This window comes from Pseudomonas sp. c313 (genome assembly GCF_055407145.1).
The window spans coordinates 146882-173055 of sequence record NZ_JBUZRD010000006.1 but is presented as its reverse complement, the minus strand read 5'-3'; the positions used below and the strand labels follow the sequence as shown (position 1 = coordinate 173055).

23 protein-coding genes and 2 tRNA genes are annotated in these 26174 nt (G+C 59.5%); 20 read left to right on the top strand and 5 right to left on the bottom strand.

Annotation, left to right across the window (positions count from 1 at the left end):
• The first annotated feature begins 85 nt into the window (after window positions 1-85).
• Window positions 86-628, top strand: a complete 543-nt coding sequence (orn, locus tag ACZRKZ_RS18705) for an oligoribonuclease (RefSeq protein WP_133101414.1) — start codon at window positions 86-88, stop codon at window positions 626-628.
• Window positions 629-805: 177 nt separating this feature from the next.
• Entirely contained in the window at window positions 806-1417 is a 612-nt protein-coding gene (locus ACZRKZ_RS18700; RefSeq protein ID WP_463969099.1) for a trimeric intracellular cation channel family protein, read from the top strand.
• Here the strand turns inward: ACZRKZ_RS18700 and queG are convergent.
• Window positions 1399-2478, bottom strand: coding sequence for a tRNA epoxyqueuosine(34) reductase QueG (gene queG, locus ACZRKZ_RS18695; RefSeq protein WP_463969100.1), 1080 nt, complete (start codon window positions 2476-2478; stop codon window positions 1399-1401). The genes ACZRKZ_RS18700 and queG overlap by 19 nt on opposite strands.
• 62 nt (window positions 2479-2540) lie before the next feature.
• Here queG and ACZRKZ_RS18690 point away from each other — a divergent pair, with 62 nt between their 5' ends.
• The 12 genes from ACZRKZ_RS18690 to ACZRKZ_RS18635 all read left to right on the top strand — a co-directional run bounded on the left by ACZRKZ_RS18690 (window position 2541) and on the right by ACZRKZ_RS18635 (window position 16889).
• Entirely contained in the window at window positions 2541-3401 is an 861-nt protein-coding gene (locus ACZRKZ_RS18690) for an NAD(P)H-hydrate dehydratase (protein WP_463982394.1), read from the top strand.
• Window positions 3389-3859, top strand: coding sequence for a tRNA (adenosine(37)-N6)-threonylcarbamoyltransferase complex ATPase subunit type 1 TsaE (gene tsaE / locus ACZRKZ_RS18685; protein WP_463982393.1), 471 nt, complete (start codon window positions 3389-3391; stop codon window positions 3857-3859). The genes ACZRKZ_RS18690 and tsaE overlap by 13 nt, the downstream gene beginning before the upstream one ends.
• Window positions 3860-3862: 3 nt before the next feature.
• Complete coding sequence (locus tag ACZRKZ_RS18680; RefSeq protein ID WP_463969103.1) at window positions 3863-5296, top strand: N-acetylmuramoyl-L-alanine amidase; 1434 nt, start codon at window positions 3863-3865, stop codon at window positions 5294-5296.
• A gap of 14 nt (window positions 5297-5310) precedes the next feature.
• Window positions 5311-7203 (top strand): DNA mismatch repair endonuclease MutL, encoded by a 1893-nt coding sequence (mutL, locus tag ACZRKZ_RS18675; RefSeq protein WP_463969228.1) that lies wholly within the window; start codon window positions 5311-5313, stop codon window positions 7201-7203.
• Window positions 7203-8174: a tRNA (adenosine(37)-N6)-dimethylallyltransferase MiaA gene (gene miaA / locus ACZRKZ_RS18670; RefSeq protein WP_463969104.1), complete on the top strand. Its 972-nt coding sequence runs from the start codon at window positions 7203-7205 to the stop codon at window positions 8172-8174. Before mutL ends, miaA begins: the two co-directional genes overlap by 1 nt.
• Window positions 8175-8268: 94 nt before the next feature.
• On the top strand, window positions 8269-8529 hold the full coding sequence (hfq, locus tag ACZRKZ_RS18665) for an RNA chaperone Hfq (protein WP_133101422.1): 261 nt from the start codon (window positions 8269-8271) through the stop codon (window positions 8527-8529).
• A gap of 12 nt (window positions 8530-8541) precedes the next feature.
• Entirely contained in the window at window positions 8542-9843 is a 1302-nt protein-coding gene (gene hflX, locus ACZRKZ_RS18660; protein ID WP_463982392.1) for a ribosome rescue GTPase HflX, read from the top strand.
• A 96-nt stretch (window positions 9844-9939) separates the two neighbouring features.
• Window positions 9940-11115, top strand: coding sequence for an FtsH protease activity modulator HflK (hflK, locus tag ACZRKZ_RS18655; protein WP_350614081.1), 1176 nt, complete (start codon window positions 9940-9942; stop codon window positions 11113-11115).
• Window positions 11115-11984, top strand: a complete 870-nt coding sequence (hflC, locus tag ACZRKZ_RS18650; protein WP_133101425.1) for a protease modulator HflC — start codon at window positions 11115-11117, stop codon at window positions 11982-11984. Before hflK ends, hflC begins: the two co-directional genes overlap by 1 nt.
• A gap of 299 nt (window positions 11985-12283) precedes the next feature.
• Entirely contained in the window at window positions 12284-13471 is a 1188-nt protein-coding gene (locus tag ACZRKZ_RS18645) for an ATP phosphoribosyltransferase regulatory subunit (RefSeq protein ID WP_463969106.1), read from the top strand.
• 54 nt (window positions 13472-13525) lie between these two features.
• A complete protein-coding gene (locus ACZRKZ_RS18640; protein WP_463982391.1) occupies window positions 13526-14815 on the top strand; it encodes an adenylosuccinate synthase in 1290 nt (429 codons plus the stop codon).
• 139 nt (window positions 14816-14954) lie between these two features.
• The gene (locus ACZRKZ_RS18635; protein WP_463982390.1) at window positions 14955-16889 is read left to right on the top strand and encodes a methyl-accepting chemotaxis protein; all 1935 of its coding nucleotides are present in this window, start codon (window positions 14955-14957) and stop codon (window positions 16887-16889) included.
• Between the two features lie 33 nt (window positions 16890-16922).
• Here ACZRKZ_RS18635 and ACZRKZ_RS18630 read toward each other — a convergent pair whose 3' ends face one another.
• The 4 genes from ACZRKZ_RS18630 to ACZRKZ_RS18615 form a co-directional block, all read right to left on the bottom strand.
• Window positions 16923-18488: an ABC transporter permease gene (locus tag ACZRKZ_RS18630; RefSeq protein ID WP_463982389.1), complete on the bottom strand. Its 1566-nt coding sequence runs from the start codon at window positions 18486-18488 to the stop codon at window positions 16923-16925.
• Window positions 18488-19513: an extracellular solute-binding protein gene (locus ACZRKZ_RS18625; RefSeq protein ID WP_463969110.1), complete on the bottom strand. Its 1026-nt coding sequence runs from the start codon at window positions 19511-19513 to the stop codon at window positions 18488-18490. Before ACZRKZ_RS18625 ends, ACZRKZ_RS18630 begins: the two co-directional genes overlap by 1 nt.
• 204 nt (window positions 19514-19717) lie before the next feature.
• Window positions 19718-19804, bottom strand: a tRNA-Leu gene (locus ACZRKZ_RS18620).
• A gap of 183 nt (window positions 19805-19987) precedes the next feature.
• A tRNA-Leu gene (locus tag ACZRKZ_RS18615) sits at window positions 19988-20074 on the bottom strand.
• Window positions 20075-20298: 224 nt separating this feature from the next.
• Here ACZRKZ_RS18615 and rnr point away from each other — a divergent pair.
• From rnr to rplI, 6 genes are all read left to right on the top strand, one after another.
• Window positions 20299-22929 (top strand): ribonuclease R, encoded by a 2631-nt coding sequence (gene rnr / locus ACZRKZ_RS18610; protein ID WP_463982388.1) that lies wholly within the window; start codon window positions 20299-20301, stop codon window positions 22927-22929.
• Window positions 22926-23684: a 23S rRNA (guanosine(2251)-2'-O)-methyltransferase RlmB gene (rlmB, locus tag ACZRKZ_RS18605; protein WP_149411147.1), complete on the top strand. Its 759-nt coding sequence runs from the start codon at window positions 22926-22928 to the stop codon at window positions 23682-23684. Before rnr ends, rlmB begins: the two co-directional genes overlap by 4 nt.
• Window positions 23685-24012: 328 nt before the next feature.
• Window positions 24013-24438 (top strand): 30S ribosomal protein S6, encoded by a 426-nt coding sequence (gene rpsF, locus ACZRKZ_RS18600; protein ID WP_131428048.1) that lies wholly within the window; start codon window positions 24013-24015, stop codon window positions 24436-24438.
• A gap of 28 nt (window positions 24439-24466) precedes the next feature.
• Window positions 24467-24697 carry a 30S ribosomal protein S18 gene (gene rpsR / locus ACZRKZ_RS18595; RefSeq protein ID WP_003171373.1) on the top strand — a complete coding sequence of 77 codons (231 nt, stop codon included), beginning with the start codon at window positions 24467-24469 and terminating at the stop codon, window positions 24695-24697.
• Window positions 24698-24733: 36 nt separating this feature from the next.
• The gene (locus ACZRKZ_RS18590) at window positions 24734-25627 is read left to right on the top strand and encodes a hypothetical protein (protein WP_463982387.1); all 894 of its coding nucleotides are present in this window, start codon (window positions 24734-24736) and stop codon (window positions 25625-25627) included.
• An 18-nt stretch (window positions 25628-25645) separates the two neighbouring features.
• The gene (gene rplI / locus ACZRKZ_RS18585; protein WP_133101434.1) at window positions 25646-26092 is read left to right on the top strand and encodes a 50S ribosomal protein L9; all 447 of its coding nucleotides are present in this window, start codon (window positions 25646-25648) and stop codon (window positions 26090-26092) included.
• The last annotated feature ends 82 nt before the right edge of the window (window positions 26093-26174 follow it).

The window sequence follows — 26174 nt, the reverse complement described above, 5'->3', positions numbered from 1 at the left end:
CAAAGGTTAGGTAAAACGGTCGCGAGTCTAGCATGCCTCGCCTGCTAAACTGCGCAGCTACGCCAAGGTGCCAAGGAACCAAGACATGCAAAACCCACAGAACCTGATTTGGATCGATCTGGAAATGACCGGTCTGAACCCTGACACCGACGTCATCATTGAGATGGCGACCATCGTCACCGACAGCAACCTCAACACCTTGGCTGAAGGCCCGGTGATCGCCATCCACCACAGCGACGAAGTCCTCGCCACAATGGATGAGTGGAACACCCGCACCCACGGCGGCACGGGCCTGACCCAGCGAGTGCGCGAGAGCCGTATAAGCATGGCCGAGGCTGAAGCGCAAACCATCACCTTCCTGGAAAAATGGGTGCCCAAGGGCAAGTCGCCGATCTGCGGTAATAGCATTTGCCAGGACCGACGTTTTCTTTATACCCACATGAAGGCGCTGGAAAGCTACTTTCACTACCGCAACCTGGATGTGTCGACCTTGAAAGAGCTGGCGGCGCGCTGGGCGCCGGAGGTGAAGGACAGTTTCCACAAAGGCAGCACCCACCTGGCGCTGGATGATATTCGCGAGTCGATTGCCGAGCTGCAGCATTACCGCAAGCATTTCATCAAGTTCTGATTTGGGCGGGTGAGCTGTTGTGGCGAGGGGGCTTGCCCCCGTTGGGGTGCGAAGCGGCCCTGAAGCCTGGCATCCCGGTCTACCTGAAAAAAACCTCGATGCCTTTATATATAAAGGGGCTGCTTCGCACCCCAACGGGGGCAAGCCCCCTCGCCACAATTTGTAAGGATCGCCCTCATGCTGCTGATGCTCTATCTCATCGCCATCACCGCTGAAGCCATGACCGGCGCGTTGTCTGCCGGCCGGCGTGGCATGGATTGGTTTGGTGTGGTACTGATCGCCTGCGTGACGGCGCTCGGTGGCGGTTCGGTGCGCGACGTGTTGCTCGGCCATTACCCGCTGACCTGGGTCAAGCACCCGGAATACCTGGTACTGACCTCTGGCGCGGCCCTGGTGACGATCTTCATTGCCCCGCTGATGCGCCACCTGCGCTCGCTGTTCCTGGCGCTGGATGCCGTGGGGCTGGTGGCGTTCACCCTGATCGGCTGCATGACCGCCCTGGAAATGGGTCACGGCATGTTGGTGGCGTCGGTCAGCGGCGTGATCACTGGTGTATTCGGCGGCATCCTGCGGGATATCTTCTGCAACGACATCCCGCTGATCTTCCGTCGCGAGCTGTATGCCAGTGTGTCGTTTCTCGCCGCCTGGTGCTACATGCTGTGCATCTACCTACAACTGCCCAGCGAGCAAGCGATCCTGCTCACCCTGTTCAGTGGCTTTCTATTGCGCTTGCTGGCGATCCGTTTTCGATGGGAAATGCCCAAGTTCGTCTACAACGACGAACATTGACGCTCGGCATGTTGCTTCAGCGCCCACTCCACATGTTCGCGCACCAGTTCCGAAGGGTATTCCCGGCGCGCCTTCAAGGCTTCCAGCACCGGAATGCTTGAAGGCGCGTTGCCCAGGCCCACGGCCAGATTGCGCAGCCAGCGCTCATAACCGGCGCGGCGCAGGGGTGAACCTTCGGTGTTGCTGAGAAATTTATCCTCATCCCACATAAAGAGTTCGGCCAGTTCTGCGTTATCCAGGTTGTGCCGAGGCTTGAAATCGCCTTCGGCTGTGGATCGTGCGAAACGATTCCACGGACAAACGATCTGACAGTCATCGCAGCCAAATACCCGGTTTCCGATCAAGGGGCGCAGGTCTTCGGGGATCGCGCTTTTCAGTTCGATGGTCAGGTAGGAAATACAGCGCCGGGCGTCCAGCACGTATGGCCCGACGAAGGCATTGGTAGGGCAGATGTCCAGGCAGGCGGTGCAGCGACCGCAGTGTTCGGTGGCGTGGGGTGGGTCGATCGGCAATGGCAGGTCGACAAACAATTCGCTCAAGAAGAAGTAACTGCCGGCCTTGCGATTGAGCACCAAGGTATTTTTGCCGATCCAGCCCAGCCCGGCTTGTTCGGCGATGGCTTTTTCCAGCACCGGGGCGCTGTCGACAAAGGCGCGAAAGCCGAACGGGCCGATCTGTGCCTGAATCCGATCCGCCAGTTGCTGGACGCGTTTGCGGATCAGCTTGTGGTAGTCGCGGCCCAGGGCGTAGCGGGATACGTAGGCTTTTTCAGGTTGGGCCAGTAGATGCGCCATGTGGGTGTCGCCGGGCAGGTAATCCATGCGCAGGGACACCACGCGCAAGGTGCCGGGCACCAGCTCTTCGGGGTGGGAGCGCTTGCTGCCATGGGCGCCCATGTAGTCCATCTCGCCGTGGTAGCCGGCGTCGAGCCAGCGTTGCAGGTGCTGCTCTGCCTCGGCCAGGTCCAGGCCGCTGATGCCAACTTGTTGAAAGCCAAGCTCCTGGCCCCAGTCTTTGATCGATTGGGCGAGGGCGGGCAGATCGGAAGTAATAGCAGGCATGAACAAGAGAAACCGCAGGTTAGATGCGTATAATTCTGCCAGACATCGGAGCTTGAAGACGCATGCCTCAGACAAAACACCCAATAACCGACGTTCAGCACCTGTTGCCCGGCCAATTGCCGCAACTGCCTGCTCGTTCCCAGGATGCCCATAAAGGCCAGTTTGGCCATGTATTGCTGATGGGTGGCGACCGTGGTTTTGGCGGCGCCGTACTGCTCAGCGCCGAAAGCGCCCTGCGCAGCGGTGCTGGCATGGTGTCCCTGGCGACCCGCAGCGAGCACGTCTCGGCGGCCCTGGCGCGTTTGCCGGAAGTCATGACCGTTGGTGTGCATTCCGCCAATCAATTGATGGGCTTGCTGGAAAAAATTTCAGTGATCGTCATCGGCCCGGGTTTGGGCGAAGCGTCTTGGGGCAAAAGCCTGCTGTCGGTGGCCGCCAATGCCAAGCAGCCGCAAGTGTGGGACGCCGATGCGCTGAACCTGCTGGCGGCAGGCAACGTCAGCCTGCCAGCCAACTGCGTGATAACGCCGCATCCCGGTGAAGCCGCGAGGCTGATGGGGATTTCGACAGTCGAGGTTCAGGCAGATCGTCTTAAAGTTGCGCGCGGATTGAGCCAAAAATTCAAGACGGTGGCGATCCTCAAGGGCGCGGGCAGTTTGATCGCCAGTCCGGACGGACGGGTGTCGCAATGTGATCAGGGCCATCCGGCCATGGCCACCGCAGGTCTTGGCGATGTCCTGGCTGGTCTGGTGGGTGCATTGCTGGCCCAGGGTATGCCAGCGTTTGAGGCGGCCAGCCTGGCCGTCTGGTTGCACGCCACGGCGGGAGATCGCCAAGGCACCTTTGGTCGCGGGCTGGCTGCCAGTGATTTGATTCCCGCCATTCGTCAGTTGCTGGAGGAGCAGTCACCGTGTCTGAAGTAACCCTGTATCTGGTCGATGAAGAGGCCATGGTCGCGTTTGGCAAGCGGATTGCCGTTGTCACGAAGGGCTCGGGGCTGATTTTTCTGGAAGGCGACCTGGGGGCGGGGAAGACCACTTTGTCGCGGGGCATCATTCGCGGGCTGGGGCATGAAGGAGCAGTGAAGAGTCCTACTTTTACCCTGGTGGAACCTTACGAAATCGGCGATGTGCGAGCGTTCCATTTCGACCTCTATCGTTTGGTTGATCCTGAGGAATTGGAGTATATGGGCATCCGCGATTACTTCGATGAGGACGCCTTGTGCCTGATCGAATGGCCAGATAAAGGCACAGGCTTTTTGCCAAAGCCTGACCTGACCATTACCATTACCCCGCATAAGCATGGACGTCAGCTGAAGTTGTTGTCCCAGAGTGTGCGCAGTGAGTCGTGGTGCGCCGCCTTGGCATTGGAATTCAAATAATTAATGGGGTTAGGTATGCGCTTTCGCGCGTTGGTTACTGTCGTAGGGGTGTTGCTTGCGGCAATGACTGTCAATGCTCTGGCTGCTTCACAGGTGCGCAGTGTTCGCCTGTGGCGGGCACCGGATAACACGCGACTGGTATTTGACCTGTCTGGGCCGGTTCAGCACAGCGTCTTCACCCTGACGGCGCCTGACCGACTGGTGATCGACATCAACGGTGCGACCCTGGCCGCGCCGTTGAAAGTGTCCACCGCCAATACCCCGATTACCGCCATGCGCTCGGCCCAACGCACTCCGACGGATTTGCGGGTGGTCATCGACCTGAAAAAGGCCGTCACCCCGAAAAGCTTCTCCCTGGCACCCAACGCTCAATACGGTAACCGGCTGGTGGTCGACCTGTTCGACAACGCCGCCGATGCCGCGCCGCCGCCCGTGCCAACGCCGAGTGTCGCGACGGTGCCTGCGGTGCCGGCTTCTACGGCGCAACCCCAGGTCAAGCTGCCACCGATGCCACCGGCTCCGGCGGGCAAGCGTGACATCATCGTCGTCATCGATGCCGGTCACGGTGGGGAAGACCCTGGCGCCTCCGGCTCGCGCGGCCAGCGTGAGAAAGACGTGGTGCTGGCCATCGCCCGTGAACTGCAACGCCAGATCAACGGCATGAAAGGCTACCGCGCCGAGTTGACCCGCACCGGTGATTACTTCATCCCGTTGCGTGGTCGTACCGAAATCGCCCGCAAGAAGGGTGCTGACCTGTTTGTTTCGATCCATGCCGACGCCGCGCCTTCAACTGCGGCCTTTGGTGCGTCAGTGTTCGCCCTGTCTGACCGTGGTGCTACCTCCGAAACCGCCCGCTGGCTGGCGGACAGTGAAAACCGTTCCGACTTGATCGGCGGCGCTGGCAATGTGTCCCTGGATGACAAGGACCGCATGCTCGCTGGTGTGTTGCTCGATTTGTCGATGACCGCCTCGCTGACGTCCAGCCTGAATGTCGGGCAGAAGGTCTTGAGCAATATCGGCCGCGTCACGCCGTTGCACAAACAGCGGGTGGAGCAGGCCGGGTTTATGGTGCTCAAGTCGCCGGATATTCCGTCGATCCTGGTGGAAACCGGGTTTATTTCCAACGCCAACGAAGCCTCAAAACTGTCGGCGGCCAGCCACCAGCAGGCGCTGGCACGCTCCATCAGCTCCGGCATTCGCCAGTTCTTCCAGCAGAATCCGCCACCGGGAAGCTACGTCGCCTGGTTACGTGATTCCGGGAAAATCGCCCAAGGGCCTCGCGACCATCGCGTCCAGCCCGGCGACACTGTAGCGATGCTGGCGGTGCGTTTTCAGGTTTCGGCCGCGACGTTGCGTAGCGCCAACAACCTGAAAAGCGATGAATTGAAAATTGGCCAGATGTTGACCATCCCTGGCACTGAATTGGCGGCGCAGTAATGAGCGAATCGGTATTGAGCAACACCTCACGCATCGAATTGCTCAGCCCGCGCCTTGCCAACCAGATTGCTGCTGGCGAGGTGGTAGAACGGCCGGCTTCGGTGATCAAGGAGTTGCTGGAAAACAGCCTGGACTCCGGCGCCAAGCGTATCGACGTCGACGTCGAGCAGGGCGGCGTCAAGCTGCTGCGGGTACGTGACGATGGCAGTGGCATCTCCTCCGATGACCTGCCGCTGGCTCTGGCCCGTCACGCCACCAGCAAGATTCGCGACCTTGAAGACCTTGAGCGGGTGATGAGCCTGGGCTTTCGCGGTGAGGCCCTGGCCTCTATCAGCTCCGTGGCCCGCCTGACCCTGACGTCCCGCACCCGTGGCGCCGAGCAAGCCTGGCAAGTGGAAACCGAGGGTCGCGACATGGCGCCTCGGGTCCAGCCGGCCGCCCACCCGGTGGGCACGTCGGTGGAAGTGCGCGACCTGTTCTTCAATACCCCGGCGCGTCGCAAATTCCTCAAGGCCGAAAAAACCGAATTCGATCACCTGCAAGAAGTCATCAAGCGCCTGGCCCTGGCTCGCTTCGATGTGGCCTTTCATCTGCGCCACAACGGCAAGACCATCCTCAGCCTGCACGAAGCCCATGACGATGCGGCACGCGCTCGGCGTGTGGCGGCGGTCTGTGGCGCCGGCTTCCTGGAGCAGGCGCTGCCCATTGAGGTGGAGCGTAATGGCCTGCACTTGTGGGGCTGGGTCGGTTTGCCGACCTTCTCCCGTAGCCAGGCAGACTTGCAGTATTTCTACGTGAACGGCCGTGCGGTGCGCGACAAGCTGGTGGCCCACGCGGTTCGCCAGGCTTATCGCGACGTACTGTTCAATGGTCGGCATCCGACCTTTGTGCTGTTTTTCGAGGTTGATCCTTCGGTGGTCGACGTCAACGTGCACCCGACCAAACACGAAGTGCGCTTCCGTGATGGGCGCATGGTCCACGATTTCCTCTACGGCACCTTGCACCGTGCCTTGGGCGATGTACGTCCGGACGATCACCAGTCGGCGCCGATTGCCACGGCCATGGTTCGCCCGACGGGGCCGGAAGCCGGTGAGTTCGGCCCCCAGGGCGAAATGCGCCTGGCGGCCAACCTGCTGGAACAGCCGCAAGCCCAGCCGAGTTACGCCGCGCCGGGGTCGGGTGCTGGCGCCGGATATCAGTATCAATACACGCCCCGGCCGCAATCGGCGGTGCCTGTGGCTGAAGCCCAGGCAGCCTATCGCGAGTTCTTCGCGCCTCTGCCCGAAGCGGGAGCGGCGGCGTTGCCGGAAGGTCAGGGTGATGTCCCGCCTTTGGGTTACGCCCTGGCCCAGCTCAAGGGTATCTACATTCTTGCGGAAAACGCCCACGGCCTGGTGCTGGTGGACATGCACGCCGCCCACGAGCGGATCATGTACGAGCGCCTGAAAATCGCCATGGCCAGCGAAGGCCTGAGCGGCCAGCCGCTGCTGGTGCCGGAATCCCTGGCGGTCAGCCAGCGCGAAGCCGATTGTGCCGAAGAGCACGTCAGCGTGTTCCAGAAGCTGGGTTTTGAACTGCAGCGCCTCGGCCCGGAAACCCTGGCGATCCGGCAAATTCCGGCGCTGCTCAAGCAGGCCGAAGCCAACCGGCTGGTGGCCGACGTGCTGGCAGACCTGATGGAGTACGGCACCAGCGATCGTATCCAGGCGCACATCAACGAACTGCTTGGCACCATGGCCTGTCACGGCGCGATCCGCGCCAACCGGCGCCTGGCCCTGCCGGAAATGAACGGTTTGCTGCGGGACATGGAAAACACCGAACGCAGTGGCCAATGCAACCATGGCCGACCGACCTGGACCCAGATGGGGCTAGACGATCTGGACAAACTGTTCTTGCGTGGTCGTTGATGAGCGTTCTTCCTCCCGCCATCTTCCTGATGGGCCCGACGGCCGCCGGCAAGACCGACCTGGCCATCGAGCTGACCAAAGTCCTGCCCTGCGAGCTGATCAGCGTCGACTCCGCCCTGGTTTACCGGGGAATGGATATCGGCACTGCCAAGCCTTCGAAAGAGTTGCTGGCCCTGCATCCCCACCGGTTGATCGACATCATTGACCCGTCTGAGAGCTACTCGGCGGCTGATTTTCGCACTGACGCCCTGGTTGCCATGGCCGAAATTACCGCGCGGGGCAATATTCCGCTGCTGGTGGGCGGCACGATGCTCTACTACAAGGCTTTGCAGGAAGGTCTGGCTGATATGCCTCCAGCCGATCCCCAGGTGCGCGCCGAGCTTGAAGAAGAGGCTGCGCGCCTTGGCTGGCAAGCCCTGCATGACCAACTGGCGGCAGTTGATCCGGTGTCTGCGGCGCGGATTCATCCCAATGACCCTCAGCGCCTGTCACGGGCCCTGGAAGTCTGGCGGGTCAGCGGGCAGACCATGACCGCCCACAGACTGAGACAATCTGCGCAAAGTACTGATGCAGGCACTTCGGGGCAGCCACAATTGCCCTATACTGTCGCAAATCTAGGCATCGCTCCGGCTAATCGTCAGGTTCTGCATGAGCGAATTGCACAAAGATTCACAATTATGTTGGAACAGGGGTTCGTGGAAGAGGTCGTAGCATTGCGTTCAAGAGGTGATCTGCATCCAGGATTACCTTCGATACGTGCTGTAGGCTACCGCCAAGTCTGGGATCATCTGGATGGCAAGCTGACGTCAGCCGAAATGCAGGAGCGAGGCATCATTGCCACGCGCCAGTTGGCAAAGCGCCAGTTCACTTGGCTGCGCAGTTGGACTGAGTTGCATTGGCTGGACAGTCTGGATTGCGACAATCTGTCACGCGCCTTGAAATACTTGGGAACGGTCTCCATATTGAGCTGAGTCCTTGCAATTGCCGTCTATCCTTGGGGGTGTGACGGCTACGAGCTATCTATTTTCCGATTTTTTATTATTGATCCTTAAAGGAGTGCGGCACATGTCAAAAGGGCATTCGCTACAAGACCCTTACTTGAATACTTTACGTAAAGAGAAAGTTGGGGTTTCTATCTATCTGGTCAACGGTATCAAGCTGCAAGGGACGATCGAGTCTTTCGACCAGTTCGTCATCCTGCTGAAAAATACCGTTAGCCAAATGGTTTACAAGCACGCTATCTCAACAGTAGTGCCGGTTCGTCCAATTCGTCTGCCTAGCGCAACCGAAACCGAACTGGGTGACGCTGAGCCAGGTAACGCCTGATAGGAGTCTCCTTTGTTCTTTGAGCGCCACGGTGGTGGTGAGCGGGCAATCCTCGTTCACTTAGATGGTCAGGACCCTGAGGCGCGCGAAGATCCGCAGGAGTTTCAGGAGTTGGCAATTTCGGCTGGCGCTGAGACCGTCGCGTTTATTAACGTGCCGCGTCATCGGCCAACCGCCAAATACCTGATTGGCAGCGGCAAGGTCGAGGAATTGCGCGATCTGGTCAAAGCCGAACAGGTAGATCTGGTTATTTTCAATCACACCCTTACGCCCAGTCAGGAACGTAACCTCGAACGTGTTTTCGAGTGTCGCGTGATTGACCGCACGGGTCTGATTCTCGATATTTTCGCCCAACGCGCCCGTACCCATGAAGGCAAGCTCCAGGTCGAATTGGCCCAGCTTGAGCACATGAGTACCCGGCTGGTTCGCGGCTGGACTCACCTTGAACGCCAGAAAGGCGGTATTGGCCTGCGTGGCCCGGGTGAAACCCAGTTGGAGACCGACCGTCGTTTGCTGCGGGTTCGCCTGAAGCAGATCAAGGCTCGGCTTGAGAAGGTTCGCAGCCAGCGTGAGCAATCGCGTCGTGGCCGCAAGCGCGCCGATATCCCGACCGTTTCACTGGTGGGATACACCAACGCCGGCAAATCCACACTGTTCAATTCGGTGACGGAGTCCGACGTTTACGCCGCTGACCAGCTGTTCGCCACCCTCGACCCGACCCTGCGCCGTTTGGATATCGACGACCTGGGGCCGATCGTGCTGGCCGATACCGTAGGTTTCATTCGTCACTTGCCCCACAAGCTGGTCGAGGCGTTTCGAGCTACGCTCGAAGAGTCGAGCAACTCCGACCTGCTGTTGCATGTGATCGATGCTGCCGAACCTGACCGGATGTTGCAGATTGAACAGGTGATGCTGGTACTGGGCGAGATTGGGGCCCAGGACTTGCCGATCCTTGAGGTCTATAACAAACTCGATTTGCTTGAGGGCGTGGAGCCGCAAATCCAGCGTGACGAAGACGGCAGGCCCCAGCGGGTCTGGCTTTCGGCGCGGGATGGCTCAGGGTTGGACTTGCTCAAACAGGCGGTTGCCGAGTTGCTGGGCAACGATTTGTTTGTCGGCACCTTGCGCTTGCCTCAGCGTTTTGCTCGACTGCGTGCACAGTTTTTCGAAATGGGCGCGGTCCAGAAAGAAGAACACGACGAAGAAGGTGTCAGTCTGCTGGCGGTTCGATTGCCACGGGCCGAGCTGAATCGGTTGGTTAGCCGTGAAGGCATACAGCCGATGGACTTTATCGAGCAACACACTTTGCAATAAAAGCCTGAGAAAGCGGTTGTGCCGCTGTAGTAGGCATTCTGTAGCATTGGTCGGCGCGCCGTGGGTGCGTCTTTGCTTTATCAGATGGAGATCGCTATGGCTTGGAATGAGCCGGGTGGCAACTCGAATAATCAGGATCCTTGGGGTGGTAAACGCCGCAATAATGGCGACCGCAAGGGGCCACCAGATCTCGACGAGGCCTTCCGAAAGCTGCAGGAAAGCCTGAATGGGTTGTTCGGTGGTGGAAAAAAACGTGGTGGTGACGAAGGTGGTCGTGCCGGTAAAGGGGGTGCTTATGGCATGCTCGGTATCGGCCTCGTCGTGCTGGCCGCCGTCTGGCTGTACAGCGCGGTATACGTAGTGGATGAGCAGGAGCAGGCCGTCGTGCTGCGCTTCGGCAAATACTACGAGACCGTCGGCCCCGGCCTGAACATCTACTTCCCGCCGATCGACAAGAAGTACATGGAAAACGTCACGCGTGAGCGTGCGTATACCAAGCAGGGCCAGATGCTCACCGAAGACGAGAACATCCTCGAAGTGCCGCTGACCGTGCAGTACAAGATCAGCAACCTGCAGGATTTCGTTCTGAACGTCGATCAGCCGGAAATCAGTCTGCAACAAGCGACCGAAAGCGCCCTGCGCCATGTGGTGGGTTCCACCGCGATGGATCAGGTGCTGACCGAAGGTCGTGAGTTGATGGCCAGCGAGATCAAGGAGCGCCTGCAGCGGTTCCTCGATACGTATCGCACCGGTATCACCGTCACCCAGGTCAACATACAGAGCGCAGCCGCACCGCGTGAAGTGCAGGAAGCCTTCGATGATGTGATCCGCGCCCGTGAAGACGAGCAGCGTTCGCGCAACCAGGCTGAAACCTACGCCAACGGCGTGGTGCCGGAAGCCCGTGGTCAGGCCCAGCGCATCCTTGAAGATGCCAACGGTTACCGCGACGAAGTGGTCTCTCGCGCCAAGGGTGAGGCGGATCGCTTCACCAAACTGGTGGCCGAGTACCGCAAGGCACCAGAAGTCACCCGCGAGCGTCTGTACCTGGACACCATGCAGGAAGTCTTCACCAACACCAGCAAGGTTCTCGTGACCGGCAACAAGGGCGGGCAGAACAATCTGCTTTACCTGCCGCTGGACAAGATGATCGAAGGTGGTCGTAGCGGTACCAGTGCTCCGGCAACCGGTTCGACTGCCGCTGCCAACGAAGCGAGCGCCCGTGCGGCCGCTGACTTGCAGCAACAGCAAACACGTACCAGGGAGAGTCGTTGATGAGCAATAAATCGCTGACCGCCCTGATTGTGGGCGTCGTCGTGGTCATCGCTGCCTGGAACTGCTTCTACATCGTGGCTCAGACCGAGCGTGCGGTGTTGCTGCAATTCGGTCGCGTGGTCCAGGCAGATGTCCAGCCAGGCCTGCATGTGAAAGTCCCCTACGTCAACCAGGTGCGCAAGTTTGATGCGCGCCTGATGACGCTGGATGCACCGACACAGCGCTTCCTGACCCTGGAAAAGAAAGCCGTGATGGTTGACGCCTACGCCAAGTGGCGCGTCAAGGATGCCGAGCGCTTCTACACTGCGACTTCCGGCCTCAAGCAGATTGCCGACGAGCGTTTGTCGCGCCGTCTGGAGTCGGGCCTGCGTGACCAGTTTGGTAAGCGCACCCTGCACGAGGTGGTATCCGGTGAGCGTGATGCGCTGATGGCGGATATCACGGCTTCGCTGAACAAGATGGCTGAAAAAGAGCTGGGCATTGAGGTTGTCGATGTCCGGGTCAAGGCCATTGATCTGCCGAAGGAAGTGAACCGCAGCGTGTTCGAGCGCATGAGCACTGAGCGTGAGCGTGAGGCTCGTGAGCACCGCGCCAAGGGTAACGAACTGGCTGAAGGTATCCGTGCGGATGCTGACCGTCAGCGTCGAGTGCTGTTGGCAGAAGCCTATCGCGAGTCTGAAGAGTCCCGTGGTGATGGCGATGCTCAAGCCGCGTCGATCTACGCCAAGGCTTATGGCCAGGACCAGGAGTTCTACGCGTTCTATCGCAGCCTGCGCGCCTACCGTGAAAGTTTCGCGAACAAAACCGACGTCATGGTTCTGGATCCGAGCAGCGACTTCTTCCGTTACCTGGAAAAGTCCAAGCCCTGATCCAACGTTGACTTGAAGGGCACTCCGTCGGGCTAAAATGCTTGGCGGGGTGATCCTTTGGGAAAACGGGTGTATGATGCGGCAGCCGGGAAATTCCCGGCTTTTTTGCGTCTGCATGTTTGATTGTCGTTTGTTGTATCGACACGACAGGTTTTTCGAGGAAGGTGCCCGACGAGGCCGATTGCTGGCCGTTCGTCACGTTGTTCATGCGCGTGGTTTATGCAAATGGACCGGGCATTTTCTGCTTCACTCAAGGCTCGCCTGACGGCTTGCCGCCCGGATCATAGGGGAATGGCGTAATGGCAACGGTAGACCGCTGGCTGCTGCCAGATGGCATCGAAGAAGTACTGCCACCGGAAGCTGCGCGCATTGAAGTAGCGCGTCGCCAGGTGTTGGATCTGTTCCAGAGCTGGGGTTACGAGTTTGTCGTGACTCCCCATATCGAGTACCTGGAATCCCTGCTGACCGGCGCGGGCCAGGATCTGGATCTGCGCACCTTCAAGGTCATCGACCCGCAGTCGGGCCGGCAAATGGGTTTTCGCGCCGACATCACGCCGCAAGTAGCGCGCATCGATGCGCACACCCTGCGCCGCGAAGGGCCGAGCCGCCTCTGCTACGCTGGCAGCGTCCTGCATGCTCAGCCGCGTGCGTTGTCGTCTTCCCGTAGCCCGATCCAGCTGGGCGCCGAGTTGTACGGCGATGCCAGCCCGAGCAGCGACGTGGAAGTTATCAGCCTGATGCTGGCGATGCTGCAACTGGCCGATGTGCCGGATGTACACATGGACCTGGGTCATGTCGGTATCTACCGCGGCCTGGCCCGTGCGGCTGGTTTGTCCGGTGAAGTGGAGCAACAGTTGTTCGATGCCCTGCAGCGCAAGGCTATCGATGAAGTCATCGCCCTGACCGAGGCTGTACCCGCTGATTTGGCTGGCATGCTGCGTGCGCTGGTGGATCTGTGTGGTGGCCCTGAAGTGTTGGTTGCCGCCAAGGACCGTCTGGCGAACGCGCCGGCCCCTGTTTTGGCAGCCCTGGACGATGTGCTGGCGATTGCCGAGCGCCTGTCGGCGCGGTTCCCGCAGTTGCCGCTGTATTTTGACTTGGGTGAGTTGCGCGGTTACCACTACCACACCGGTGTAGTGTTCGCGGTGTTTGTTCCGGGTGTTGGCCAAGCCATCGCCCAGGGCGGTCGTTATGACGATATTGGCGCCGACTTCGGTCGTGCCCGTCCAGCGACCGGTTTTTCCACCGATTTGAAAACCCTGGTGACCCTGGGGCGTGCTGAGGTCGAGTTACCGTCTGGCGGTATCTGGATGCCCGACAGTACGGATGCAGCACTCTGGCAGCAGGTTTGCCAGTTGCGCAGTGAGGGTCAGCGTGTCGTCCAGGCATTGCCTGGGCAACCATTGGCCGCCGCCCGTGAAGTGGACTGCGACCGGCAATTGATTCTGCAGAACGGGCTTTGGCAAGTATCGCCACTGGCTTCTTGAGTTTTCCTGCCGGCCGCTGCCGGTACCAAGTTTGCGCGAATGAGGACAAGTGTTATGGGTAAGAATGTCGTAGTCCTGGGCACCCAATGGGGTGATGAGGGCAAAGGCAAGATCGTTGATCTGCTGACCGAACATGCTGCCGCCGTAGTGCGCTACCAAGGTGGCCACAACGCTGGTCACACCCTGGTCATCGATGGCGAAAAAACCGTCTTGCACCTGATTCCGTCGGGCGTATTGCGCGAAGGCGTGCAGTGCCTGATCGGCAACGGCGTGGTGGTTGCACCTGACGCCCTGCTGCGCGAGATCACCAAGCTGGAAGAGAAAGGCGTGCCAGTGCGCGAGCGCTTGCGTATCAGCCCTTCCTGTCCGCTGATCCTGTCCTTCCACGTTGCGCTGGATCAGGCCCGTGAAAAGGCCCGTGGCGAGTTGAAGATCGGTACTACCGGTCGCGGCATCGGCCCGGCGTACGAAGACAAGGTTGCACGTCGTGGCCTGCGTGTTGGCGACCTGCTCAACATGCCGCGCCTTGAAGACAAACTGCGTGAACTGGTGGATTACCACAACTTCATGCTGGTTGGTTACTACAAAGAGCCCGCCATCGAATTTGAACAGACCCTGGCTGAGTGCAAGGAATATGCTGAGCTGCTCAAGCCACTGATGCTGGATGTGACTGCCGAGCTGCACGACCTGCGTCGCGCTGGCAAAGACATCATGTTCGAAGGCGCCCAGGGTTCGTTGCTGGACATCGACCACGGCACCTACCCGTACGTAACCAGTTCCAACACCACCGCTGGCGGCGTTGCGACCGGTTCGGGCGTTGGCCCGATGTTCCTGGACTACATCCTGGGCATCACCAAGGCGTACACCACGCGTGTAGGTTCGGGTCCATTCCCGACTGAGCTATTCGACGAAGTCGGTGCGCACCTGGCTAAACAAGGTCACGAGTTCGGCGCGACTACCGGCCGTGCACGCCGTTGTGGCTGGTTTGACGCCGTTATCCTGCGTCGCGCTATTGATGTGAACAGCATCTCGGGCATTTGCCTGACCAAGCTAGACGTACTCGACGGCCTGGAAACCATCAACATCTGTATCGGCTACAAAGATGCGGAAGGTAAGGATGTTGCCCCAACTGACGCTGACAGCTACGTGGGCCTGCAGCCTGTGTACGAAGAAGTGCCGGGCTGGACTGAGTCGACCGTGGGTGCCAAGACCCTGGAAGAGCTGCCAGCCAACGCCCGTGCTTACATCAAGCGCGTTGAAGAGCTGATCGGCGCGCCGATTGACATTATTTCGACGGGCCCGGACCGCAACGAGACCATCGTTCTGCGTCATCCGTTCGCTTAATAAGTTGTTGATGTAAAAAGCAAAGGGTCCCTTCGGGGACCCTTTGTCGTTTCTGTCTTGCGTACGGCACGACCCTTGCTGTGTTTCTTTCTTTCGCGGTGCTATCGAATTAATGGCACCCGTGATGGAGGGATTCCCGATGTCTGCCGTTCTCTCATTGTTACAAAGCCGTCTGTTGCGGCCGGTGTTCGTTACCCTTGGTATCGCTCTTTTGGTGCAAGTGCTGGTGGCCGTCGCTCTGACTCGGAGCACAGTCACTGCCCTGGAAGCCGATTTGGGTAATCGCTTGGGGGTGGATAGCCAAAAACTCTCCTTTGAGTTGGCGCAAGCCGGGAAAGAAGTCACCTCCAGTCTGGACAGTCTGTCTTCCAGCACTCGTCAGCGTCTAACGGCCGGACTTTCGACCCGTCTGCAGGAAGAGCAGAAGCAGCTGCGTGCGACCCTGGAAAAAGACCTGAAGGACTCCGCCAATGACATGGCGCAGTTGCTGGCCTCGGTGGCGCCCCGCGCCATGTGGGACAGCGATGTGCCAACGCTGTCGGAGTTTGCCCGGCGCGCCCAGCGCAATCCCAATGTGCTGTTCGTGGTCTATGACGACGCTACCGGTCAACACCTGACCCGCTATCTGAACCGGGAAAACCCGATCAACAAGGCGCTGCTGGAAAAGGGTCAGGGCGATCGTGCTCTGGATAAAGTACTGAATGCGGCGAAGAACGATCCGTCGGTTTACTACCTTGAGTCCTCCATCAGCCCCAACGGCGTGGAGATCGGCAAAGTCATCATGGGGGTTTCCACTGCATCGGTAGAAACCGACCTTGCTGCCCTGGATGCACGGTTTGCAGCGCTGATTGCCAGCAGTGATCAGCTAGTGGGTGACAGCCTTAAGGGTGCGGCGGCGGATAGCGCGGCAGCCATGGGCGCGCGGTTGCAGTCGGCACAAGCGACCGCGAACCAAATGACCGCCAACACCACCGGCGCCGTGCAGGAGGCCGCTGGCACCTTGCGCTGGCGCATCGGTATGGGCCTGGCGGTGGTGGGGTTTGGCGTGCTGCTGTTGATTGCCGTCGTGCTTGGGCGTCGGGTGGTCAATCGCCTGAAGTTGCTGATCGCCGCTATGGACGATTTGGCGGCGGGCGAGGGCGATCTGACCAAGCGTGTGCAAATCAGCAGCAAGGATGAGATCGGCGACATGGCCTCGGCCGTCAATCGCTTTGTCGATAAGTTGCAGCCTATCGTCCGTGAGGCGGGCGATGTGGCCCAGCGTACCGGCGTGGAAATCGGCGCGATGACCTTGCGTAATGCTGGCGCCGATGCCGCCGCGGGCTTGCAGCGCGATGAAGTGGCTGAAAGCCTGCGAGCGTTGTCGCAAATGGCTGATGAGGCCCAGGCGGAAAGCCATGCCATGCAGGCGGCTTTGCAGCAGGTGGTGGATATTCGCCAGGCTACCGACGAAAACTCCCGCACTTCGGCCGAGGTTGGCAGCCTGATCGAGGCGTTGGCGGGGCAGGTTGAAGCCGGCGCCAAGGTCATCGAGCGCCTGGCACTGCAGAGCGAGCAGATTGAAGTGGTGTTGACGGTGATCCACGGGATTGCCGAGCAGACCAACCTGCTGGCGCTGAACGCGGCCATCGAGGCGGCACGTGCCGGTGAGACCGGTCGTGGCTTTGCGGTGGTGGCGGATGAGGTGCGGGCCCTGGCCAGTAAGACGCAAAGCTCCACCGGTGATATTCAGGCTCATATCGTTGCGTTGCAGCAGGGTGCTCGTGAGGCCGTGGCAACCATCGGCAAGGCCGGGCGCCAGGCCAGCGAAGGTTTGCTGGTGCTGCGCGACAGCGTGCGCTTGCAGCAGTCGGTGCAGGCCTCGGTGGAGCAGGTGCATGCGGCGATTGGCCTGGCGACTCGGGCGGCGGAGCATCAGGCGCAAGGGGCTCATGCCGTGCGTGGGCGGGTTGAGATCATTCATGCCCAGGCCGAACGGGCGGCCCAGGCAGTGGTGGAGACCACCGCCAGCGGCAAGGTGCTGGATGGGTTGGCTGCGCAGTTGAAGGCGAGCCTGGGGCAGTTCAGGGCTTGAGGTGTTGTGGTGAGGGAGTGAAACTCCCTCATTTCACCGGCTCAAATACATCCGTGTTGTAAGCAGGTAAACCGGCAACCCCGACACTAGAATCAACAGCGCCGCATAAGGCGCCGCCGCTGCGAACTCGACATTTGAGGTGTGCGCCCACACGGCCGTTGCCAGCGTATTCAGCCCGGTGGGGCTGAGCAGCAGCGTCGCCGTCAATTCCTTCATGGCATCCAGAAAGACCAGCGCAAACGCCGCCCCCAGTGCCGGGAAGATAATCGGCAACGTCACCCGACAAAACGCACTGAACGACGACGCGCCCAGCGTGCGTGCGGCTTCTTCCAATTGCGGTGCGGCCTTGTTCAGCGCTGTGCGGATCGGCGCCTGGGCCAGCGGCAGAAACAGCAGTGCATAGGCAATCAGCAGTAGCGCCGAGGTCTGATACAGCGCTGGCACATAATGCAGGGCGAAATACACCAGCGTCAGCGCAATCACCAGGCCGGGCAGCGCATGCAGTAAATACGGCAAGCGTTCGGCCCACAGTGCCAACTGGCCCTTGTAGCGCACCACCAGCAAACCGACCGGTACCGCCAGTGCCAGGCACAGGGCAGCGCCGCCGAGGGACAGCGCCAGGGAAGAGAGCAGGGCTTCGCCGATCGCGGCCACCGGAAAGGCCGCCGAAGAGCCAACGGCTAGCCAGTAACCGAGCATGCCCAAGGGAATGCCGCTGCCAATGATCGCCAGCAGCAGGCAATACAGTTGTGCCAGCGGCGCCCATTTGCCGAGTTGTACCTGTTCGGCATGTCGCGCGGCGCCTTGACCTGTGCGCACGTGTCGGCCTTTACCGCGTACCCGCAGCTCAAGCCATAGTAGCGTCAGGCACATTACCAATAACACCGCTGACAGCATCGCCGCGTTGGCGTTGCTGAACGCCAGCTCGAATTGCTGATAGATCGCAGTGGTAAAGGTTTGCAGGCCGATGATCGACAGGGCGCCGAATTCCACCAGCATATGCAGGGCGATCAACAATGCGCCGGCCAGCAGCGAGGGCCACAGCAGTGGCAAGGTGATGCGAAAGAAGACGCCCCAGCGATTGAGCCCCAGAGTGCGGGCTGATTCCTCTAGGGACGGATCAAGATTGCGCAAGGTAGCCGCCACGGGCAAAAACACCAGTGGGTACTTGGACAGGGTCATCACCAGGATTGCACCGCCCAATCCTTCAAAGTTGGCGCTCAGGGACACCCAGGTAAAACTGCTGACAAACGCCGGCACCGCAAACGGCAGGCACAGGATCACTCCCCATATCCGTCGCCCTGGCAGGTTGCTGCGCTCCAGCAGCCAAGCGAGGGACAGGCCGATCACTGCACAGGCCACCGTCACGCCCGCCATCAACGCCAGGGTATTGCGCAGCAGCCCGAATACATACGGTCGCCACAGCAAATGTACGGCCTCGGCCCAGCCGGCCTGCCAGGCCTTGAGGCCGACATAGACCAGTGGTAACAGGCTCAGGCCCACCAGCAGTAAAACCGGTAGCAGCAGCCAGATCGAAGGGCGTTTGCGTCTTGGCGTAAACGCCCCGCGCAAGGCGGGGGCGGGGAGCGATGGGTTCATCAGTTCAAGCCAACGTCACGTTCCAGTTCCAGGGCTTCTTCGGCGTTGCCCAGGTCGGCGGGGGTAACTTTCGGTGGTTGCAGCTCACTGAAAGGCTTGAGGCCACGATTGGACTCCATGCCCTTGCGCAGGGGGTACTCGGCGGAGGTGTTGGTGATCACCCGCTGGCCTTCTTCGCTGACCATGAATGCCAGCAATTGCTGGGCTTCTTTCGGGTGTTTGCTGGATTTCAATGCGGCCGCGGCAGACACGGTGATCAGGCCGCCCGCATCGCCATTGGTGAAGTAGTACAGCTGTGAATCCAGATTGGTTTTTTCTTTCTTCAGGGCAAACCAGTAGTAGTTGTTCACCAGCACAGTGGCGACTTCACCATTTTCCACTGCTTTAAGGGCGACCATATTGTTGCTGTAGACCTTGCCGAACGCACGCAAGCCGGTCAGCCATTCCTCGGCGGCTTCGCGACCGTGCATCTTGATGATTGCTACGGCCTGTTCCTGGAAAGCGCCGCTGGTAGGCACAAAACCGACCTTGCCTTGCCATTGGGGCTCGGCAAATTCCAGCACCGACTTGGGCAGGTCTTTCTCGTCAATCAGTTTCGGGTTGAAAGCCACGACTCGGGTGCGCGCTGTCACGCCCATCCAGGCGCTGTTGCCGGCCACGTATTCCTTGGGCAGCACGTCAAGGGTGCTGGCGTCGATGGTGGCGAGCAAGCCTTGTTCGCCGAGTTTGTTCAGCGGCGGCGACTCTTCGGTGTAGATCACGTCGGCAGGGGAGCGGTCACCTTCTTCGACGACCTGGCTGGCCAGTTGGTTGCTGCTGCCCTTGCGCACATTGACGTGGATGCCGGTCTTAGCTTCGAAGGCCTTGGCGAGTTCATCACCTACCTCCTTGTGTTGGCCGTTGTACAAGGTCAGTGCGACCTTGTCGGCGGAATAAGCGGCGGGTGACAGCAGGGTCAGGCCGAGCAGAGTGATGGTCAAGCCACGCAGAAGGGATGTCTTGAGACGGGTATCGCGGATCATCATTCGCAGGGTTCCTCACTTGAATTGCAACAAATCGTGAGAATGATAAACGATCGTAGGAGCGGATGTGGGGGCTGTCGAGTGAAACGAGGCTGCGATCTTTCAGGCGCGCCGCAAAACCAGCATGAATTGCGGTAGGCCAGAAACGCAAAAACCCGCTTTCGCGGGTTTTTGTGAGACTTAAGGTTAAAACCTCAAGCTTTGAATTGGTGCCCAGAAGAAGACTCGAACTTCCACGACCTTGCGGTCACCAGCACCTGAAGCTGGCGTGTCTACCAATTTCACCATCTGGGCAGCATCAGCAACGTCGCCGCTGTTGATGGAGCGAACTATACGGAGCGGTTTTTGATCTGTAAACCCCTGATTTGATTTTATAAATCAAGTTTGTCGTTAAAAATCAAAGGTCTGTAACGCAAAAACCCGCTTTCGCGGGTTTTTGTGAGAGTCTTGTGATCGTTTGGATCTCAAGCTCGAAATTGGTGCCCAGAAGAAGACTCGAACTTCCACGACCTTGCGGTCACCAGCACCTGAAGCTGGCGTGTCTACCAATTTCACCATCTGGGCAGTATCGGCAACGTTGCCGTCGTCGATGGCGCGCACTATACGGACCACCTTTTGAACTGTAAACCCCTGTCATCAAAAAAGCCTGGAAAATTTCCCGGGCGGTCGCGCAAGGTGCGTTCCAGGGGCTACAAAGTGTTTTTACGGGCTTGTTGATGCCTGAAATTTCCCGTTTCAATACGCGTATGCCAAACTAACCCGCATATAGACAAGGTGAAAACTCTCTAATGGCCGATTGGCAGTCCCTCGATCCCGAGGCCGCTCGTGAAGCGGAAAAATATGAAAACCCTATTCCTAGCCGCGAACTGATTCTGGCGCATCTCGCCGATCGGGGTTCGCCTGCTAGCCGCGAGCAGTTGGTTGAAGAATTCGGTCTGACCACCGAAGACCAGCTCGAAGCCCTGCGCCGCCGCTTGCGCGCCATGGAGCGCGATGCTCAGTTGATCTACACCCGCCGTGGCACGTACGCGCCCGTGGATAAGCTCGACCTGATCCTTGGTCGCATTGCCGGCCACCGTGACGGTTTCGGTTTCCTGATCCCGGACGACGGCAGCGATGACCTGTTCATGAGCCCAGCGCAAATGCGCCTGGTGTTCGATGGCGATCGAGCACTGGCACGCGTGTCGGGTCTGGATCGTCGCGGTCGTCGCGAAGGCGTGATCGTCGAGGTGGTATCGCGCGCGCACGAGTCTATCGTCGGCCGGTACTTCGAAGAGGGTGGCATCGGCTTCGTGATTCCGGATAACCCGAAGATCCAGCAGGAAGTGCTGGTCACGCCGGGCCGTAACGGCGCCGCGAAGGTCGGTCAGTTCGTCGAGGTGAAAATCACCCATTGGCCAACTCCACGCTTCCAGCCTCAGGGCGATATCGTTGAAGTGGTCGGCAACTACATGGCGCCGGGCATGGAAATCGATGTTGCGTTGCGCACCTACGATATTCCTCACGTCTGGCCTGAAGCTGTGCTGAAAGAGGCTGCCAAGCTCAAGCCGGTAGTCGAAGAAAAAGACAAAGAGAAACGCATCGACCTGCGCCATCTGCCGTTCGTCACCATTGACGGCGAAGATGCTCGAGACTTCGACGATGCGGTCTATTGCGAAGCCAAGCCTGGCAAGCTGCGCCTGTTCTCCGGCGGCTGGAAGTTGTTCGTCGCCATTGCCGACGTGTCCAGCTACGTGAAGATCGGTTCGGCCCTGGACAATGAAGCCCAGGTGCGCGGCAACTCGGTGTATTTCCCCGAGCGCGTAATTCCGATGCTGCCTGAGCAGTTGTCCAACGGCTTGTGCTCGCTGAACCCGAAAGTCGACCGCTTGGCCATGGTCTGCGAGATGACTATCTCGAAAACCGGCGAAATGACCGACTATCAGTTTTACGAGGCGGTGATCCACTCCCAGGCGCGCCTGACCTACAACAAGGTCAGCACCATCCTGGAGCAGCCGAAAACCAGCGAAGCCAAGACTCTGCGTGATGAGTACGGCCATGTCGTGCCGCACCTCAAGCAGCTTTATGCGCTGTACAAGGTATTGCTGGGCGCACGTCATATACGTGGCGCGATCGATTTTGAAACCCAGGAAACCCGGATCATCTTCGGTTCCGAGCGCAAGATCGCCGAAATCACGCCGACTACCCGTAACGACGCGCACAAGCTGATCGAGGAATGCATGCTGGCGGCCAACGTGGCCACCGCCGAGTTCCTGAAGAAGCACGAGATTCCTGCGCTGTATCGGGTCCACGATGGTCCACCGCCGGAGCGTCTGGAAAAACTGCGCGCCTTCCTTGGTGAGCTTGGCCTGTCCCTGCACAAAGGCAAGGACGGCCCGTCGCCGAAGGATTACCAGGCCTTGTTGGCGAGCATCAAGGACCGTCCGGATTTCCATCTGATCCAGACCGTCATGCTGCGTTCCTTGAGCCAGGCGGTGTACAGTGCTGATAATCAGGGTCACTTTGGCCTGAATTACGAGGCGTACACCCACTTCACCTCGCCGATTCGCCGTTATCCGGACTTGCTCACGCACCGGGCGATCCGTAGCGTGATCCATTCCAAGCAGAACACCCCGCACGTCCAGCGCGCCGGTGCCATGACCATTCCGAAGGCGCGGATCTATCCGTACGACGAAGCGGCCCTGGAACAGTTGGGCGAACAGTGCTCCATGAGCGAGCGTCGCGCCGACGAAGCCACCCGTGACGTGGTGAATTGGCTCAAGTGCGAGTTTATGAAAGACCGCGTTGGCGAGTCGTTCCCTGGTGTGATCACTGCGGTGACCGGTTTTGGCTTGTTCGTCGAGCTGACTGACATCTACGTCGAAGGCCTGGTGCACGTCACCGCCTTGCCGGGTGACTACTACCACTTCGACCCTGTGCATCACCGCCTGGCGGGCGAGCGCACCGGTCGCAGCTTTCGCTTGGGCGACACCGTGGAAGTGCGGGTCATGCGCGTCGACCTCGACGAACGCAAGATCGACTTCGAAATGGCGGAAAAAACCATTGCCGCACCGATTGGCCGCAAGAAACGTGGTGCTGAAACCACGGCTCCTGCTGGCAAGGGTGCCCCTGCGAAAGCCGCTGTCGAGTCTGCACCGGCCAAGGCTGCAGGTCGTCGCACGTCGACCAAGGAAAAAGCCCCCGAGGTTTACCGTCCAGGCGATGCTGCGGCGAAAAACGCCGAGCTGCGCAAGAGCCGTGAGTTGAAGCAGGCATTGCTCAACGAAGCGAAAAGCGGTGGTAAAGCGGCGTCTGCGGGAAAGTCCCAGGGGGCGGAAAAGCCGTCGAGCAAGCCGAGTAAACACCGTAAAGGCCCGCCAAAAGCGGGTTCGGCTCCCGCGAAAAGCGGCGGGTCGCGCAAACCTAAGGCCAAGTCATGAGTCTGGAAAAAATCTACGGCGTACACGCCGTAGAAGCGTTGCTGCGTCACCACCCAAAACGCGTCAAGCAGGTTTGGCTGGCGGAAGGTCGCAATGATCCGCGGGTACAAACGCTGATCGAACTGGCTAACGAAAATCGCGTGGCCGTGGGCCAGGCCGAGCGTCGCGAAATGGACGTCTGGGTTGAAGGCGTGCATCAGGGTGTGGTGGCGGACGTGAGTCCGAGCCAGGTCTGGGGCGAGGCGATGCTCGATGAGTTGCTCGATCGCACTGAAGGCGCGCCACTGTTGCTGGTGCTCGACGGTGTGACCGATCCCCACAACCTCGGCGCTTGCCTGCGTTCGGCGGATGCTGCCGGCGCGCTGGCGGTGATCGTTCCCAAGGACAAGTCGGCCACCTTGACGCCTACCGTGCGCAAAGTGGCCTGTGGTGCGGCGGAAGTGATTCCGCTGGTGGCGGTGACCAACCTGGCGCGCACCCTGGAGAAGCTCCAGCAGCGCGGCTTGTGGGTTGTCGGTACGGCGGGGGAGGCCGAGGTCAGCATTTATGACCAAGACCTCACCGGTCCTACCATCCTGATCATGGGTGCCGAGGGTAAGGGCATGCGTCGCCTGACCCGCGAGCATTGTGATTACCTGGTGAACCTGCCGATGGCGGGTAGCGTCAGCAGCCTCAACGTGTCGGTAGCGACGGGCGTGTGCCTGTTCGAAGCGCTGCGTCAGCGCGGCGCCAAGGCCAAAGCCAAGAAGTCCTGATTCGCGCATTATCTACTGTAGGAGCGAGCTTGCTCGCGAAGGTCGTCAACGATAACGCGGGGAGTCTGATGCCCCGCAGCGATCTTGAGTTCTTCGCGAGCAAGCTCGCTTCTGCAGTGTTAGGGCCAGGCCCGCATTTTTCGCAGTGTCTGTGATTGTTCAAATAATCACCAATTGCCTTGCGCCCTTTCTTTCCCTTCTCTACAATTGCGCCCCTTGCCTACCTGGCAGGCACGCATGTGCCTCCCCTGCGGCAAGATCCATAAGTGTCATTCACTCCTTGTCTGACCGTTTTTTAGCGGCAGGCTACAACCCGTAAGGAGCATTCATGCGTCATTACGAAATCATCTTTTTGGTCCACCCGGATCAAAGCGAGCAAGTCGGCGGCATGGTTGAGCGTTACACCAAGCTGATCGAAGAAGACGGCGGCAAAATCCACCGTCTGGAAGATTGGGGCCGTCGTCAACTGGCCTATGCAATCAACAATGTTCACAAGGCTCACTACGTGATGCTGAACGTTGAGTGCACCGGCAAGGCTCTGTCCGAGCTGGAAGACAACTTCCGCTACAACGATGCAGTGATCCGTAACCTGGTCATCCGTCGCGAAGAAGCCGTTATCGGCCAATCCGAGATGCTCAAGGCTGAAGAAAACCGCAGTGAGCGCCGTGAGCGTCGCGACCGTCCTGAGCACTCCGACAGCGCCGATGGCGTTGATGGTGATGACAGCGACGCCAGCGATAACGCTGACGAGTAATCCACGGACCTTTTAAGGAGCCAATTACATGGCACGTTTCTTCCGTCGTCGTAAGTTCTGCCGCTTCACCGCTGAAGAAGTGAAGGAGATCGATTACAAAGATCTCAACACTCTGAAAGCCTACGTATCCGAGACCGGCAAAATTGTTCCAAGCCGCATCACCGGTACCAAAGCTCGTTATCAGCGTCAGCTGGCCACCGCTATCAAGCGCGCCCGCTTCCTGGCCCTGCTGGCCTACACCGACAGCCACGGCCGCTGAGACCGGGCAGTCGACAAGTAGTAAGGGATTGAATGCATGCGCGCCTTAGCTGAGTTCATCATGCGCGGTCGTGTGCAGGCCACTCTAGTAGTGGCTGGATGTGCAGCATTGCCGTTGTTGTATTGGTTGGGTGCTGCCGCTGGATGTCTTGTGCTCCTGCGGCGCGGTTTGAAGGACGCCTTGGGTGTTGTTGCCCTGGGACTGCTGCCAGCCTTGGTCTGGTGGCTGCAATTCGATGATCCACGGGTACTTCTGGTGCTGCTGGGGTCATCGGGACTTGCGTTGGTTTTGCGCGCAAGTGAGTCCTGGAGCCGTACGCTGCTGGTCAGCGTGGCATTGGGGTTGGTGTATTCGGTATCGTTAGGCGCGGCTTTCCACCCGCAAATCGAGGCGCTGGCGCAGGAAATCGTCAAGATCCTGCCCTTGGCCCTCGGGGAGCTCTACCAGCAGTTATCGGTAGAGGAGCGAGCGCGCTTTGCTTCACTGGTTGCACCGGTTCTTACCGGCCTGATCGCGGCATTGTTGCAGGTCGTCAGTGTGCTGAGCCTGATTCTTGGGCGCTACTGGCAGGCGTTATTGTACAACCCGGGTGGTTTTGGTCGCGAGTTTCGCAGTATCAGAATCCCAGCAGGACCGGCGATGTTGCTGCTGGCGTGCATGCTTGTTGGACCGAGCTTCGGTCCGCAAATGGCCATGTTAACGCCGTTGTGCAGCGTACCGTTGGTGTTCGCCGGGCTGGCCTTGATTCACGGGCTGGTGGCGCAAAAGCGACTGGCCAGGTTCTGGCTGGTGGGGTTGTACGTGACGCTGTTGCTGTTCATGCAGCTGATCTATCCGTTACTCGTGGTTTTGGCCATTGTCGACGGCCTGATTGATTTTCGCGGTCGTCTGGCGCCGAAAGACGCCGACAACGCGAACGGTGAAGGTTAAAAGTTAGAGGATTTTCACATGCAACTGATCCTTCTGGAAAAAGTCGCCAACCTGGGCAACCTGGGCGACAAAGTGAACGTTAAGGCCGGTTACGGTCGTAACTATCTGCTGCCATACGGCAAAGCCACCGCTGCAACCGCTGCCAACCTGGCTGCGTTTGAAGAGCGTCGTGCAGAGCTTGAAAAAGCAGCAGCAGACAAAAAAGCTTCGGCCGAAACTCGCGCTGCCCAACTGGCTGAGCTGGAAGTGACTATCACTGCCACCGCCGGTGACGAAGGCAAGCTGTTCGGTTCGATCGGCACCCACGACATCGCTGACGCACTGACCGCCTCCGGCGTTGAAGTGTCGAAAAGCGAAATTCGTCTGCCGAACGGCACCATCCGCAACGTTGGCGAATTCGATGTAGCCGTGCACCTGCACGCTGAAGTCGAAGCAACCGTACGCGTTGTTGTGGTAGCAGCTTAAGCAGCACCTAACTGACTGGCACCTCGCGTGCCAGACGGTTAACATCGGGCACGATCCTGTTCACAGGTCGTGCCTTTTGTTT